Raw genomic sequence first — 14,834 nt, forward strand, 5'->3', positions numbered from 1 at the left:
CGTAAAGGGGTCATGTCCCCGCGTGACGAATGGTTAAGGCTGGGCAAAAAGGGCTCAGGCGAGCGGCAGGTCGGGCGCGATCTGCGCCACCGTCGCCTTGGCCGTGCCTTCGGAAAAATGCAGGTCGACCGTCTCGCCCACCCGCAAGGCCGCGGCTTCCCGCACGATACGGCCCCGGCCGTCGCGAGCGATCGCGTAACCTCGCGCCAACGTCTGCTGCGGCCCCAGCGCGCGCAACTGGTCCAGCCGGCCGTCCACCCGCGCCGCCAGCCTCGCCAGATAAGCCGCTTCGGCCTGTCGCAGGCGCCGTCCCAGTTCGCGCACCTGCACCTGGCACGCGCCGGGGTCCGGCAATTCGGTCGTCAGGCGCTGGCGCAGCAAGGCTACGTGACTTGCGCGGTCCCGCTGCAGATGGCGCCAGGCGCCCGACAGGTCGCGCGACAGCGTGGCCAGACGTTCCCGCTGGCGCTCCAGCCGCTGGCGGGGCGACACCAGCTGGCCGGCCAGCCGGTCCACGCGCTGCGCCATGCGTTCCAGCCGGCGTTGCTGCAGGCGGGTCAGCGTCGACGCGGCCTGCGCCACCCGGGCCAGCCACTGCGACTGGGGCAGGCAGGCCAGTTCCGCCGCCGCCGTGGGCGTGGGCGCGCGCAGATCCGCCACGAAATCGGCAATCGTAAAGTCGGTTTCGTGGCCCACGCCGCAAATGACCGTGATGGCGCTGTCGTGAATCGCCCGCGCCAGCGCTTCGTTGTTGAAACTCCACAGGTCTTCGATGCTGCCGCCGCCCCGCACCAGCAGCAGGGTGTCGACCTCCTTGCGGCGGTTGGCGGCCGCTATGGCCTGCACCAGCCGGCCGGCGGCCTCTTCGCCCTGCACCGGCGCCGGATACACGATCACCGGCACGTGCGGCGCGCGGCGGGCCAGCGCCGTCAGCACGTCGCGCAGCGCAGCGGCCTGCAGGGACGTGATCACCCCGATCGCCTTGGGCAGCGCCACTGGCACGCGTTTGCGGTCCGCGTCGAACAGCCCTTCAGCCGACAATTTTTCCTTCAGGCGCATGAACGCTTCGAACAGGTCGCCCTGCCCGGCCCGCCGCATCGCTTCCACCTGCAGCTGGTAATCGCCCCGAGGCTCGTACAGCGACACCTTGCAGCGGACCTCGATCTGGTCGCCATTGCGAGGGGTGAAGCCGACCAGGCTGGCCCGGCCCCGGAACATGACGCCCCGGGCGGCGGCCCCGCCGTCTTTCAGCGTGAAATACCAGTGGCCCGACGCCGCCGCCGTGAAATTGCTGACCTCTCCGCGCACCCAGGTCAACGGGATGCTGCGCTCCAGCAAGCTCGCCACGGCGCGGTTGAGCTGGGAAACTGTGAGAATTTCCCGCGACATTCCGTCATGTGCGCCCGCAAACCTAGCGCTCATGGGGCTTTCCGGGCGAGAACCTGTCCACAGGCGCGCCAGTCGTGGTTGTCAAGTAATTTCTCTGTCATACGCCCTGTTCTTACTGAATAAGCTTTTGATTTCATTGAAAATTTATGCATGGCACCGGTTGACCACAACGCAGGCACCCTAGCTGGAGCCGCATGTATTCAGGCCGGAGGCCGACTTGTGCACACTATTATCCACAGAATCTGTGGATACTTTCAGACGGTGGTCAGCTTGCCCTGGGCCCCGCTGCACCGTACATTCTCGCCTTCACTGCACAAGGAGAGCATCTTTGCTCGCCATCATCCGCGACGCGGGCTGGCCCATCTGGCCGCTCATCGCCACGTCTTTCCTCGCCTTGACCCTGATCGTCGAACGTCTGCTTGCGCTACGGCGCACGCGGGTCTTTCCGCCTGCCGTCCTCGATGACGTGCTGGGCCTGGTCCAGAAAAAGCGCATCACGCCCGACATCATCGACAAGCTGGACGCCAGTTCGCCCCTGGGCCGCGTCCTGGCGACCGGCCTGCGCCATCGTCACCGTTCGCGGTCGGCCACGCAGGAAGCACTGGAAGCCACCGGCCATTCGGTCGCCCACGATCTGGGCCGCCATGTCGGCGCCATCGGCACCATTGCCGCCGTGGCCCCGTTGATGGGGCTGTTCGGCACCGTGGTCGGCATGATCGAGATCTTTGGTGCGTACTCGCCGGTAGGCAATGATCCGTCGACGCTGGCCAAGGGTATCTCGGTGGCACTGTACAACACGGGCTTTGGCATCTTCATCGCCATTCCGGCCATGATTTTCTACCGCTACCTGCGCACCCGTATCGAAGACTATCTGCACGACCTGGAACAGGCGGCGATCCGCCTGGTGGACACCTTGCATGACGAGTAAGCGGCTTCCTGGCATCCCGGCGCAAGGCGGCGCGGCATGAATTTTCGCAGAAGACGCCATATCGAAGATCCGGAGATCAACCTGATCCCGTTGATCGACGTGCTGCTGGTGATCATGATCTTTCTGGCCGCCTCGACCTCGTTTTCCAAGTTCAGCCAGCTGTCGATCACGCTGCCCACGGCCAGCAACGAGACGCGCGCCGCGCCTCCGCAAGTGACCGTCACTGTGGCCGCCGATGGACGCTACGCCCTGAACGGCCGCGCGCTGCAGTATCGCGACGCCGAGACCCTGTCGCAGGCCTTGCGGGCCGCGGTGCAGGGCCGTACCGAGCCATCGCTGGTGATCGATGCGGATGCGGGCGCCACCCACCAGTCGGTCGTCAACGCCATGGAAGCCGCCCGCCTGGCCGGTATCGCCCGGGTCGGCTTCACGACGCGCACCAGCGCGGGCGCGAAGCGCTGATGGGGTCGGCGGCCGGCCACGCGCGATGAAGGACCTGCTGCAGCGGCAGTGGCAGACCGGCGGGTGGCTGTCTGTGCTGCTGACACCGCTGTCCTGGCTGACGGGCGCGGTGGTCGCGGGCAAACGCACCGCCTACCGGCACGGCTGGAAGCAGCCTACGCGGATCGACGTGCCGGTGATCGTGATCGGCAACCTGTATGTGGGCGGAACCGGCAAGACCCCTTTTCTGCTGGCGACCCTGGAAGGCTTGCGCGCCCGCGGCTGGACGCCGGGAGTGGTCAGCCGCGGCTATGGCGCCCAGCCTTTCGACAAGGAGTCGCCCAACGTACCGCGCACCGGCCAGGGTGCGCTGGATGCCGCCCTGTTCGGCGACGAACCCGCCCTGATTGCGGGCGAAGCCGGCGTACCCGTGGCCGTGCACCCACGCCGGGCGCTGGCGGCGCAGGCGCTGCGGCGCGACTTTCCTGCCGTGGATGTGATCGTTGCGGATGACGGTTTGCAGCATCTGGCCCTGGCGCGGGATGTCGAAGTCATCGTGCAGGACGCCCGGGGCGTGGGCAACGGCCGGTTGCTGCCCGCCGGTCCGCTGCGCGAACCTGCTGCGCGGCGCGATACGGTGGACGTCGTCGTAACGAATCTGACCGGGACCGGCGACGCAGCCGACGTGCCGGACCCGCAGGACGCCGCGCCTGACGCCCGCCACCCGCGACACCTCACCATGCGCCTGGTCGCCCGGCACCTGCGCCGCGTGAACGATGGCCAGATCCGTCCGTTGAGCTGGCTGATGGCGGACGCTTCCTTGCGCATCGGCGCCGCCGCCGGCATCGGCCACCCCGACCGCTTCTTCACCACCCTGCGCCAGGCCGGCATCCACCCCGTCGTCACGCGGGCGCTGCCTGACCATTTCGACTACGCGACGTCGCCTTTTTCGGATATGGCGGCCGACGTGCTGCTCGTCACCGACAAGGACGCCGTAAAATGCGGGCATCTGAACGATCCGCGCATCTGGGCGGTTGCCGTATCGGCGCACCTGTCCGATCCCACATTCTTCGACTGGCTGGATACCCGACTCCATGGACACACGCCTGCTTGACATCCTCGTCTGCCCGCTCAGCAAAGGGCCGCTGCACTACGACCGTACCCGCCAGGAACTGGTGAGCAAGGCCCAGCGCCTGGCTTTCCCTATCCGTGACGGCATTCCGGTCATGCTTGAATCCGAAGCCCGCGTGCTGAACGACGCCGACGTCGCCGCGCTGCCCTGAGCCATGAATTTTCTCGCAGTGATTCCGGCCCGCGCCCGGTCCACGCGGCTGCCCGGCAAAATGCTTGCGGACATCGGCGGCAAGCCCATGGTCGTCTGGGTGGCTGAAAAGGCGCGCGCCAGTGGCGCCTCCGACGTGGTCGTCGCGACAGACGATGCCGACATTGCCAAGGCCGTCGCATCGCACGGTTTCCGCGCCCTCATGACGCGCGATGACCACCCTACGGGCACGGACCGCCTGGCTGAAGTCTGCGTGCAACTGGGACTGTCCGATGACCACATCGTCGTCAATATCCAGGGCGACGAACCGTTGATTTCGCCCACCCTGGTTGCCGACGTCGCCCAGGCGCTCGACCGCCACCCGTCTGCGGCCATCGCCACCGCCGCCCATCCCTTGCAGACAGCGGCCGAGCTGTTCAATCCGAACATGGTCAAGGTGGTCTGCGACACCCATGGCCGCGCCCTGTACTTTTCGCGCGCGCCGATCCCTTGGGCCCGCGACGCCCTGGCGAACGGCGAGCAGGTGCTGGCTCCCGGCCTGCCCGCGCTGCGCCACATCGGCCTGTATGCGTACCGCGCCGGGTTCCTGCGCCGCTTTCCAGCGCTGTCGCAAGGCTCGCTCGAACGCTGGGAATCGCTGGAACAGCTGCGCGCCATGGAACACGGCTTCACGATCCAGGTGCACCTGACAGCGCACGCCCCCGCGCCGGGCGTCGACACCCAGGCCGACCTGGACCAGGTGCGCAATCTCGTGGGACAGCACGGCCTGGCCTGACGAGCCGCCAGGAATACCGCGCCGCCGCTATGCGGGTCTGTCCGTAGTCCAGGGATTTGACCGGCCCGGCGGCGTAAGGTAAGTTTTGGACAGGATTTTTGGGCACGAGAGCGTCCAGGGCTGGGGGGCGATCGACATGCATCGATTGCAGCTTTTGACCATCACTTCTCTGCACCATTCGCACAACGCTGTTTCACTGCGTGCATTCGAACTAAAATGACGAGCATTGCCCTTGTCACATCAAGGGCCATGCCCGATCGCAGTGATCCGGTCAGCCATTATTCAAACACCACCAGGAAGCATCAATGCGTCTAATCTTGCTCGGAGCGCCCGGCGCCGGCAAAGGCACTCAGGCCGCGTTTCTCAAGGAACGATTCGGCATTCCCCAGATCTCTACCGGCGACATGCTGCGGGCCGCCGTCAAGGCAGGCACGCCTTTGGGAATCGAGGCCAAGAAAGTCATGGACGCGGGTGGCCTGGTGTCGGACGACATCATCATCGGCCTCGTCAAAGACCGTCTGCTCGAGGCCGACTGCGCCAAGGGCTATCTTTTCGACGGTTTCCCACGCACGATCCCGCAGGCCGACGCCATGAAGCAGGCCGGCGTGGCGATCGACTACGTGGTCGAAGTCGACGTGCCCGAAGAAGAAATCATCGAACGCATGAGCGGCCGCCGCGTGCACCTGTCCAGCGGCCGGACCTATCACACCCGTTTCAATCCGCCCAAGGTCGACAACGTCGATGACGTGACCGGCGAGCCGCTCGTCCAGCGCGACGACGACAAGGAAGACACCGTACGCAAGCGCCTGGCGGTCTACCGCGACCAGACCCGGCCCCTGATCGACTACTACTCGCAATGGGCCGACTCCGGCGAGCCCGGCGCACCGCAGTATCGCAAGATTGCTGGCGTGGGAAGCGTGGACGACATCAAGAGCAAACTGTTCGAGGCGGTGAAATAAGCCGGAACCTCACGCAGTGACTTCAGGGCAGCGCGAAAGCGCTGCCCTTCTTGATTCAGGCGGGCGCGCCGCGCGCCGGCCCCACGCTGGCCCTCGATGATGTTGGTTTGTAGTGCTCCGCGGTCTTCCGCGGATAGGCAGTGACAACAACAAGGAGGAGTCATATGGCCTGGGGTCTCGCGTTTCCGCTGCTTTGCGGCATTCTTGCCGTCCTGTACGGCGCCTATTCCATCCGCTGGATTCTCAGGCAAGACCCCGGCAACCCGCGGATGCAGGACATCGCCGCCGCCATCCAGCAGGGCGCGCAGGCCTACCTCAACCGCCAGTACACCACCATCGCCATCGTCGGCATCGTCCTGTTCCTGATCATCGGCCTGGTGCCGGGACTGGGCTGGGCATGTGCGGTCGGCTTTCTGGTCGGGGCCGTGCTGTCGGGCGCGGCCGGCTTCATCGGCATGAACATTTCGGTGCGCACCAACGTGCGGACGGCGCAGGCCGCCACCGGCGGGCTCGACCCTGCCCTGGCGATCGCCTTTCGCGGCGGGGCGGTCACCGGCATGCTGGTCGTGGGCCTGGGCATCATCGGCATCGCGGCCAGTCTGTGGTGGCTGCTGACGCGCCCCGTCTCGCCCGAGATCACCAGCCTGCATGACGCCTTGCGGCCACTGATCGGCCTGGCTTTCGGCGCATCGCTGATCTCGATCTTTGCGCGCCTGGGCGGCGGCATTTTTACCAAAGGAGCCGACGTGGGCGCCGACCTGGTGGGCAAGGTCGAAGCCGGCATTCCGGAAGACGATCCGCGCAATCCTGCCGTCATTGCCGACAATGTGGGTGACAACGTCGGCGATTGCGCTGGCATGGCGGCCGATCTGTTCGAAACCTACGCCGTGACGCTGATCGCGACCATGCTGCTGGGGTCGCTGGTGATCGCGGATGCGCCGCTGGAAGCCGTACTGTATCCGCTGGCGCTGGGCGGGTTCTCGATCATCGCGTCGATTGTCGGCTGCGCGGCGGTCAAGATGCGGCCGGGCAAACGCATCATGTCGGCGCTATATCGCGGGCTGATCGTGGCGGGGGTGCTGGCGCTGGTGGCCTTCTACCCGATTACGGCCCTGGTCTTCAAGGGCAGCGCGCTGGGCGACACCGAAAGCCTGCTGCGCCTGTTCGGCAGCACGGTGGTCGGCCTGGTGCTGACCGGCCTGCTGGTCTGGGTGACCGAGTACTACACCGGCACCGAATACGGCCCCGTGCGCGCCGTGGCGCAGGCGTCCACCACCGGCCATGGCACCAATGTGATCGCCGGACTCGCCGTATCGATGAAATCCACCGCCGCGCCTGTCATCCTGGTATGCCTGGCGATCATTGCCTCGTACGCGCTGGCGGGGCTGTACGGCATCGCGATCGCAGCCACGTCCATGCTGTCGATGGCCGGCATCATCGTCGCACTGGACGCCTATGGACCGATCACCGACAACGCCGGCGGCATTGCCGAAATGGCCCAGTTGCCCGAGTCGGTGCGCGCCGTGACGGATCCCCTGGATGCGGTCGGCAACACCACCAAGGCCGTCACCAAGGGCTATGCGATCGGATCCGCCGGCCTGGCCGCGCTGGTGCTGTTCGCCGACTTCACGCATGGCCTGGAAGCGGCGGGGAAGGCCGTGGAGTTTTCACTGGCCGAACCCGCCGTGATCATCGGCCTGCTGATCGGCGGCCTGCTGCCTTTCCTGTTCGCGGCGATGGCGATGGAAGCCGTCGGCCGATCCGCCGGCGCCGTGGTGGTCGAAGTGCGGCGCCAGTTCCACGAGATCCCCGGCATCATGGCCGGGACCGCCAAGCCCGAGTACGGCCGCGCGGTCGACATGCTGACCAAGGCGGCGATCAAGGAGATGATGATCCCGTCGGCGCTGCCGATCTTTGCGCCGATCCTGCTGGCAATCGTGATCCGGGTGCTGATGGGCCCCGAAGCCGCGCGCATGGCGGTGGGCGGGATGCTGATGGGCGCCATCGTGACCGGCTTCTTCCTGGCCGTCTCGATGTGCACCGGCGGCGGCGCGTGGGACAACGCCAAGAAATTCATCGAGGAAGGCCACCACGGCGGCAAAGGGTCCGAAGCGCACAAAGCCGCGGTCACGGGGGACACGGTCGGCGATCCCTACAAGGACACCGCTGGCCCAGCGATCAACCCGCTGATCAAGATCATCAATATCGTCGCATTGCTGCTGGTGGGCATATTGTGAGCCCCCTTGGCGCTCCGCGCCTCCCCAGGGGCGACACTGGCGGACTGGCGGAGCCAGCTCCGCTGTGCCCTGGTCGGGGCCGGTTTGCTCGCTTGGACCGTGGTCAGACCAACGGCGCTCCGCCCTTTTTAAACTGATTTGGGCGGAAGCCCAAGGCAAAAAGCACGCCGAAGTAGACGGCGCCCGCCCCTGCCACCATTGCCAGCAGCAAACCGACGCGTAGCCATGCGTGCTGTTGCAGGGCAAGCCAGTCGATGAACATGTTCGCGCCGGCCAGGGCGGCGCCCATGATGGCCAGGGCAACGAGCAGCTTGATGAAAAAGATGCCCCAGCCCCTGGACGGCACATAGACGCCGCGGCGGCGCAGGCCGGTCAGCAGGGCCAGGGCGTTGATGCAGGCGCCCAGCCCGATCGACAGGGCCAGCCCGGCGTGGTGCAGGTAGGGCACGAAAATCAGGTTCAAGCACTGGGTCGCGACCAGCACCGCCAGCGCGATCTTGACCGGCGTGCGGATGTCCTGCCGCGCGTAGAAGCCCGGCGCCAGGATCTTGACCGCCAGCAGGCCCAGCAATCCCACGGCATACGCAATGACCGCCAGGCGTGTCTGCGCCACGTCGGCGGCGTTGAACGCGCCGTAGTGGAACAGCGTGCTCACCAGTCCTTCCGACATCAACGCGAGCCCCAGGCCGGCCGGCAGCCCCAGCAGCAGCGTCAGCCGCAATCCCCAGTCCAGCAGCGCGCTGTAGTCGTCCTTGTGGCCGGCGGCGTGGGCCTGCGACAGGCTGGGCAGCAGCACGGTGCTCAGCGCCGCGCCCAGCAGCGCGGTCGGAAATTCCATCAAGCGGTCCGCAAACGACAGCCAGGTCACGCTGCCCGGCGCGAGCCACGTGGCGATATTGGTATTGATCAACAACGACAATTGCGCCACCGATACGCCGACCGTTGCCGGCAACATCTGACGCATGATGCGCTTGACGGTAGGATCCGCCCACGCCGTCTTGAGGCGGATCGACATGCGCGGCCTCAAGCCCAGCCTGGCCAGGGCCGCGAACTGGACCGCCAGCTGGGCGACCCCGCCGATCACGACACCGATGGCCAGGGCGTAGATCGGCGTCTCGAGCCGGGGCGCCAGGAAGATGCTGGCTGCGATCATCGACAGGTTCAGCAGCACCGGCGTGATGGCCGGCACGGCAAAATGCCGCCAGGTGTTGAGCACGCCAGACGCAAAGGCCACCAGCGACATGCAGGTGATATACGGGAACATGACCCGTGTCATCCACACCGCCGCGTCGAAGTCCGACGCGCGATCCGCGCCCCGCAGGCCGCTGCCCATGGCGCTGACCACCAGCGGCGCCGCAATGATGCCGACCAGGGTCACGCCGATCAGCACGAAGGTCAGCAGGGACGCCACACGGTCGAGCAGCACCCGTGCCTCTTCGGGGGACCGGGTCGACTTGGTTTCGCCAAGAATGGGTACGAAGGCCTGCGCAAAAGCGCCTTCGGCGAACAGCCGGCGCAGCAGGTTGGGGATCCGGAAGGCCACCCAGAAAGCATCGGTAATACTTCCGGCGCCGAAGGCCCGGGCAATCAATACGTCGCGGATCAAGCCGGTCACGCGGGACAACAAGGTATAACTACTGACGGTCGCCGCCGCGCGTAGCAGATTCATAAATGCCTTTCGATCCGCGAGCAGGCGCGGCAGTTGTGGTGGAGATGCGTCGGCTTGATTTTACGGGCATTTGCCGCTATAGTCTTTGGCTTCGCGAAGCTCCTGTCGGGTGCCTTGCTGTCGGTGCCGTCGTGTCGGCTACTTCGGCTTGCCAGGCGTTTGCTGCAATACGGTTGCTGCAAGACATGTCTTCGCCTTACTCGATACGGAATTTTCATGGCAAATACCGCCCAAGCACGCAAGCGCGCACGTCAAGCTGTCGTTCGCAACAAGCACAACTCCAGCCTGCGCTCGATGCTGCGCACGTCGATCAAACGCGTTCGCCAGGCCATCGAAGCCGGTGACAAGGCTGCGGCCACGGAAGTCTTCCAAAAGACGACCAGCGTGATCGACCGCATTGCGGACAAGCAAATCATTCACAAGAACAAGGCATCGCGCCACAAGAGCCGCCTGGCGTCCGCCGTCAAGGCAATGGCCTGAGGCGGTTTGCCGACTTGACTCGTTCAGTCGGCAACGCGTGATCTTGCAGTGATCTTGCAGTAAGGCCCTACCCGGCCTTATCAGCGCCGAACGGGCAACCAGCAGTCATGCGGTTGCCCGTTCGGCGTTTGTGCGTTGGGCGTTTGTGCGTTGGGCGTTTGTGCGTTGGGCGTTGTGCGTTGTGCGTTTGGGCGTTCGGCGTTTGTGCGTTTGGCGTTCGGCGCTTGGGCGTTCGGCGTCCGTGCGTGCGTGACTCGCTGCTTCCAAGCTGCTCGCCCTCCCCCAGTCCCGCTGCGGGGCAAGAAATTACGCCGCTGCGGGGCCAAAAAAGCTACGCCGCTGCGTAGCTTGTTCATGCGTGCCGGTTTTCCCCGCTGGAATCGGCCTCCGCCTCGGACCCCCGCATTCAGCCGCCGCATTCCGCCGCCGCATCCGCCCAGCCAGGCGCTCCCACCTTACTTGACCGGCGGTTTTTCCACGCAGGCTTCGACTGTCGTCAGGTCGTTGTCCCGCGCGAAGTCGATCACGAACTGCCAGGCAAGCGGTTCCAGATCACGCAGGCGCGGGTCGACCACCACGCACTTCACGCCTTCGATGTGCGTGGGCACGACGTATGGCGAATAGGTCAGGTGATTCGCGACGCTGCCAGGCGGACGGAATGCCGACATGACCCCCGCCAGACGCTCGGCCCAATCGCTTGGGCGGAACGTGCTGCCGCTGGAAGTCTTGCCTTGGATAATGAAACGCCTAACGCTGTCAGCCATTGATCAACAGGGGGAATGAGGGGACGGCCTCGAACGAGGCAGTCAGGGATTGTACCGTATCGCCAGCCCGAAACCCGCCTGCGGCTTTGCCGAAGGGGCGTTGCCGCGCCAAACGTGGACGAAAACACCCACCCCCATCATGGGTTTGCCATGGACTGTCGGGTATCATGTCGGCTTCCCGTGAAAACGAAGCCGATGAGTCGATAGCCCGCGCGGCACACCTGTGCCCTTGCCCGCTGATTCGGCAGTTCCGTCGGAGGCGTCGCATGACCGCACCTATTCAGCAGTCCAGTTCCACAGCATCTGCAGCATCCCCCGCACCCGCCAACATCGGCCTGACCGCCCAGGGCAAGAACACCGCGCCCATCCGTCACTTTCTTGAATTCACCGATTTCGATCGCAGCGATATCGAATACCTGTTCGCCCGCGCCGCGCTCATCAAGCGCAAGTTCAAGAACTACGAACCGCACCTGACCCTGCACGACCGCACCCTGGCCATGGTGTTCGAAAAGGCCAGCACGCGCACCCGGGTCTCGTTCGAAGCCGGCATGTACCAGCTAGGCGGATCGGTCATCCACCTGACCACCGGCGACTCGCAGCTTGGCCGCGCCGAACCGGTCGAAGACTCGGCGCAGGTCATCTCGCGCATGGTCGACATCGTCATGATCCGCACGTACGAGCAGACCAAGATCGAACGTTTCGCGCAGTTTTCGCGTGTTCCGGTCATCAACGGCCTGACTAACGAATTCCACCCGTGCCAGATCCTGGCCGACATCTTCACCTACATCGAGCATTCGGGCCCGATCCAGGGCAAGACGGTCGCGTGGATCGGCGACTCGAACAATATGTGCAATACGTGGCTGCAGGCCGCCGAATTGCTGGACTTCAACCTGCATGTGTCCACGCCGCCGGGCTACGAAGTCGAACCTGAACGCGCCGGCCTGATCACCACCGAACGGCTCAAGCAGTTCGCCGATCCCATGGACGCCTGCAAGGGAGCGCACCTGGTCACGACCGACGTCTGGACCAGCATGGGGTTCGAAGCCGAAAACGAAGAGCGGCGCGAAGCCTTTGCCGATTGGTGCGTGGACACCGACATGATGAACGTGGCCGATCCCGACGCCATCTTCATGCATTGCCTGCCGGCCCATCGGGGCGAAGAAGTCACCGCCGACGTCATCGACGGCCCGCAAAGCGTGGTCTGGGACGAAGCCGAAAACCGCCTTCACGTCCAGAAGGCGCTCATGGAATTCCTGCTGCTCGGCAAGCTGGACTGACGGGTCGGACCGGGGCGCAACGCCGGCCCGGCCCGCCCTGACCCACCAGAGCCGATCACCCAGCAGCAGCCACCCCCGGGCAAGCCCGGATTGTTGTTCATTGCACAATTAAGACTGCGATCCGGCCCCGCACCCCGATCGCTTGAGTACAATCAACGATCGCCCTGTTTACGCCGGGGGGCGATTGTTCGATCCCGGGCGTATGTCAGGCTGACAGCAGCCGCATGCACCTCGGTGACCTCGACCGGCCGCTTAGCCGCACCGCGCCCTCCCCTGCGCGGCGCTCACGTCCATGTCTGGGAATATCAATGAGCGAAGTAAATAAGGTCGTCCTCGCCTACTCTGGCGGCCTCGACACCTCTGTCATCCTCAAGTGGCTGCAGGATACCTACAACTGCGAAATCGTCACCTTCACCGCCGATATCGGTCAGGGCGAAGAAGTCGAGCCTGCACGCGCCAAAGCCATCAAATTCGGCATCAAGCCCGAGAACATCTTCATCGACGACCTGCGTGAAGAGTTCGTGCGCGACTTCGTGTATCCCATGTTCCGCGCCAATACCGTCTACGAAGGCGAGTATCTGCTGGGTACCTCGATCGCTCGGCCGCTGATCGCAAAGCGCCAGATCGACATCGCCCGCCAGGTGGGCGCCGACACGGTATCGCATGGCGCGACGGGCAAGGGCAACGACCAGGTCCGTTTCGAACTCGGCTACTACGCGCTCGAACCGGGCATCAAGGTGATCGCCCCCTGGCGTGAATGGGACCTGCTGTCGCGCGAAAAGCTGCTGGCCTACGCCGAAGCCGCCGGCATCGCCATCGACATGAAGCACAAGCAAGGCGGCGCGCCCTACTCCATGGACGCGAACCTGCTGCACATCAGCTACGAAGGCCGCCATCTGGAAGACCCCAAGGCCGAGGCCGAGGCGGGCATGTGGCGCTGGACGGTGTCGCCTGAAGAAGCGCCCGACGAAGCCGAGTACCTGGATATCGAATTCGAAGGCGGCGACATCGTCGGCCTGAACGGCAAGCGCATGACGCCTGCCGAGGTGCTGACCGCGCTGAACGAGATCGGTGGCAAGCACGGCATCGGCCGTCTGGACCTGGTCGAAAACCGCTACGTCGGCATGAAGTCGCGCGGCTGCTACGAAACCCCAGGGGGCACGATCATGCTCCGCGCCCACCGTGCCATCGAATCGATCACGCTGGACCGCGAAGTCGCTCACCTGAAAGACGACCTGATGCCCCGCTACGCCAGCCTGATCTATAACGGCTACTGGTGGAGCCCCGAGCGCAAGGCGCTGCAGGTGCTGATCGACCACACCCAGGCGGCCGTCAATGGCTGGGTGCGGGTCAAGCTGTACAAGGGCAATGTGTACACGGTGGCACGCGACTCGAAAAACACGCTGTTCGATCAGACCATCGCCACGTTCGACGATGACGGCGGCGCCTACAACCAGGCCGACGCCGGCGGCTTCATCAAGTTGAACGCGCTGCGCATGCGCATCGCCGAAAACGCCCGCCGCCAGCGGGGCTGATAGCCCGCCACTATCGCACTACCGCGTTACCGCCCCGCCCAGGGCATTGCCAATCGGCGGCCCTGCGGGGCCGCCGATTGTGTATGGGGCGTGGGATGGCATAGGGGTGCAGTTTGGTACGGGTCCCGCTGTATGGGCCCAACGGTATATGGCGTTGCATATGTGGCGCTATGAAGACAGCGCCTTCGGTTCCGCTTTCGCAGTCACGAATCTTCAGGTTTGATGGGATATGGACACCGAATTGTCCGTAATTACCCGATATTCCATGTGCCAACAGGTGGTCGAGATGTCCCAGGCAGCACGCCTTCCCGTCGTCATCATCCAGACCGGGCTTCCGCCCGACGCCATTCACACACGCCACGGCAACTTCAGCCGCATGATCCAGGACGCGGCAGGCCTGGCCGACGACGAAATCCGGGTCGTGGCCGTCCATGAAGGCGAAACCCTGGACGCTCCGGGCCAGTACCGGGCGGCGTTGATCACCGGGTCCCCAGCCATGGTGACCGACGGCGCCGAATGGAGCGAACGCACTGCCGCCTGGATCCGCGACGCGGTCGCCGACGGCCTGCCCATGCTGGGTATCTGCTACGGCCACCAGTTGATCGCCCACGCATTGGGCGGCAAGGTCGGCTACCACCCGCAAGGCCGCGAAGTAGGCACCCAGGCGGTCGAACTGCTGGAAGACGCCCGGCGCGACCCGCTGATTGGCGACCTGCCTAGCCGCTTCTACGCCCACCTCCTCCACCAGCAAAGCGTGCTGCAGTTGCCCCCGGGCGCGCGGGTGCTGGCCCGCTCGTCGCACGATCCGCATCAGATCGTGCGCTACGCCGAGCACGTGCTGTCCACGCAATATCACCCGGAATTCTGCACGAACGTGATGACCACGTATCTGAACCACTTCGAACCCTATCTCGGCGCCGAAGGCTTCGACGTGCCAACGCTGCGGGCCGCACTGCAGCCCACGCCGCACGCACATCAGATGCTGCAGGGATTCGTGCAACGGTACGCCATGGCCGCGTAGTGGGGCGCGCCGCGCAGCCGGACCACGGGCTCGCGGCGCGTCCGTTCTCATCACCACATCGGCCTGATCGGCCAGGC

The 14,834-nt window shown here is 65.2% G+C and carries 14 protein-coding genes; 11 read left to right on the forward strand and 3 right to left on the reverse strand.

Translation table 11 applies throughout. The features are described from left to right. Positions 1-54: 54 nt before the first annotated feature. Positions 55-1,422: an exodeoxyribonuclease VII large subunit gene (gene xseA / locus ACNANG_RS04365; RefSeq protein ID WP_420226145.1), complete on the reverse strand. Its 1,368-nt coding sequence runs from the start codon at positions 1,420-1,422 to the stop codon at positions 55-57. 295 nt (positions 1,423-1,717) lie between these two features. Between xseA and ACNANG_RS04370 the strand changes: the two genes are divergently transcribed. The 7 genes from ACNANG_RS04370 (at position 1,718) to ACNANG_RS04400 (ending at position 8,011) form a co-directional block, all read left to right on the forward strand. After that, complete coding sequence (locus tag ACNANG_RS04370; protein WP_420226146.1) at positions 1,718-2,317, forward strand: MotA/TolQ/ExbB proton channel family protein; 600 nt, start codon at positions 1,718-1,720, stop codon at positions 2,315-2,317. Positions 2,318-2,353: 36 nt separating this feature from the next. Continuing rightward, entirely contained in the window at positions 2,354-2,779 is a 426-nt protein-coding gene (locus ACNANG_RS04375; RefSeq protein ID WP_420226147.1) for an ExbD/TolR family protein, read from the forward strand. Positions 2,780-2,804: 25 nt separating this feature from the next. Next, positions 2,805-3,872, forward strand: a complete 1,068-nt coding sequence (gene lpxK, locus ACNANG_RS04380; protein ID WP_420226148.1) for a tetraacyldisaccharide 4'-kinase — start codon at positions 2,805-2,807, stop codon at positions 3,870-3,872. Beyond that, positions 3,853-4,041 (forward strand): Trm112 family protein, encoded by a 189-nt coding sequence (locus ACNANG_RS04385; protein ID WP_420226149.1) that lies wholly within the window; start codon positions 3,853-3,855, stop codon positions 4,039-4,041. Before lpxK ends, ACNANG_RS04385 begins: the two co-directional genes overlap by 20 nt. Positions 4,042-4,044: 3 nt before the next feature. After that, positions 4,045-4,815 carry a 3-deoxy-manno-octulosonate cytidylyltransferase gene (gene kdsB, locus ACNANG_RS04390; RefSeq protein WP_420226150.1) on the forward strand — a complete coding sequence of 257 codons (771 nt, stop codon included), beginning with the start codon at positions 4,045-4,047 and terminating at the stop codon, positions 4,813-4,815. Positions 4,816-5,120: 305 nt separating this feature from the next. Next, entirely contained in the window at positions 5,121-5,774 is a 654-nt protein-coding gene (gene adk, locus ACNANG_RS04395) for an adenylate kinase (protein WP_179590265.1), read from the forward strand. 164 nt (positions 5,775-5,938) lie between these two features. Then, positions 5,939-8,011 (forward strand): sodium-translocating pyrophosphatase, encoded by a 2,073-nt coding sequence (locus ACNANG_RS04400; protein ID WP_420226151.1) that lies wholly within the window; start codon positions 5,939-5,941, stop codon positions 8,009-8,011. Between the two features lie 103 nt (positions 8,012-8,114). On the opposite strand, the gene murJ is transcribed toward ACNANG_RS04400, so the two are convergent. Further along, positions 8,115-9,680, reverse strand: a complete 1,566-nt coding sequence (murJ, locus tag ACNANG_RS04405; RefSeq protein WP_420226152.1) for a murein biosynthesis integral membrane protein MurJ — start codon at positions 9,678-9,680, stop codon at positions 8,115-8,117. A 216-nt stretch (positions 9,681-9,896) separates the two neighbouring features. Between murJ and rpsT the strand changes: the two genes are divergently transcribed. Then, complete coding sequence (gene rpsT / locus ACNANG_RS04410) at positions 9,897-10,160, forward strand: 30S ribosomal protein S20 (RefSeq protein ID WP_179590271.1); 264 nt, start codon at positions 9,897-9,899, stop codon at positions 10,158-10,160. Between the two features lie 455 nt (positions 10,161-10,615). Here the strand turns inward: rpsT and ACNANG_RS04415 are convergent, their stop codons facing one another. Further along, positions 10,616-10,924: a DUF3579 domain-containing protein gene (locus tag ACNANG_RS04415; RefSeq protein WP_420226153.1), complete on the reverse strand. Its 309-nt coding sequence runs from the start codon at positions 10,922-10,924 to the stop codon at positions 10,616-10,618. A gap of 266 nt (positions 10,925-11,190) precedes the next feature. Here ACNANG_RS04415 and argF point away from each other — a divergent pair, with 266 nt between their 5' ends. The 3 genes from argF (at position 11,191) to ACNANG_RS04430 (ending at position 14,757) form a co-directional block, all read left to right on the forward strand. Further along, a complete protein-coding gene (gene argF / locus ACNANG_RS04420) occupies positions 11,191-12,201 on the forward strand; it encodes an ornithine carbamoyltransferase (RefSeq protein ID WP_420226154.1) in 1,011 nt (336 codons plus the stop codon). Between the two features lie 308 nt (positions 12,202-12,509). Continuing rightward, on the forward strand, positions 12,510-13,736 hold the full coding sequence (locus ACNANG_RS04425; protein ID WP_420226155.1) for an argininosuccinate synthase: 1,227 nt from the start codon (positions 12,510-12,512) through the stop codon (positions 13,734-13,736). Between the two features lie 265 nt (positions 13,737-14,001). After that, positions 14,002-14,757 (forward strand): glutamine amidotransferase, encoded by a 756-nt coding sequence (locus ACNANG_RS04430; protein WP_420226156.1) that lies wholly within the window; start codon positions 14,002-14,004, stop codon positions 14,755-14,757. Positions 14,758-14,834: the final 77 nt, after the last annotated feature.

It is taken from the genome of Pigmentiphaga litoralis, from assembly GCF_048632615.1.
Lineage (GTDB): Bacteria > Pseudomonadota > Gammaproteobacteria > Burkholderiales > Burkholderiaceae_B > Pigmentiphaga > Pigmentiphaga litoralis_B.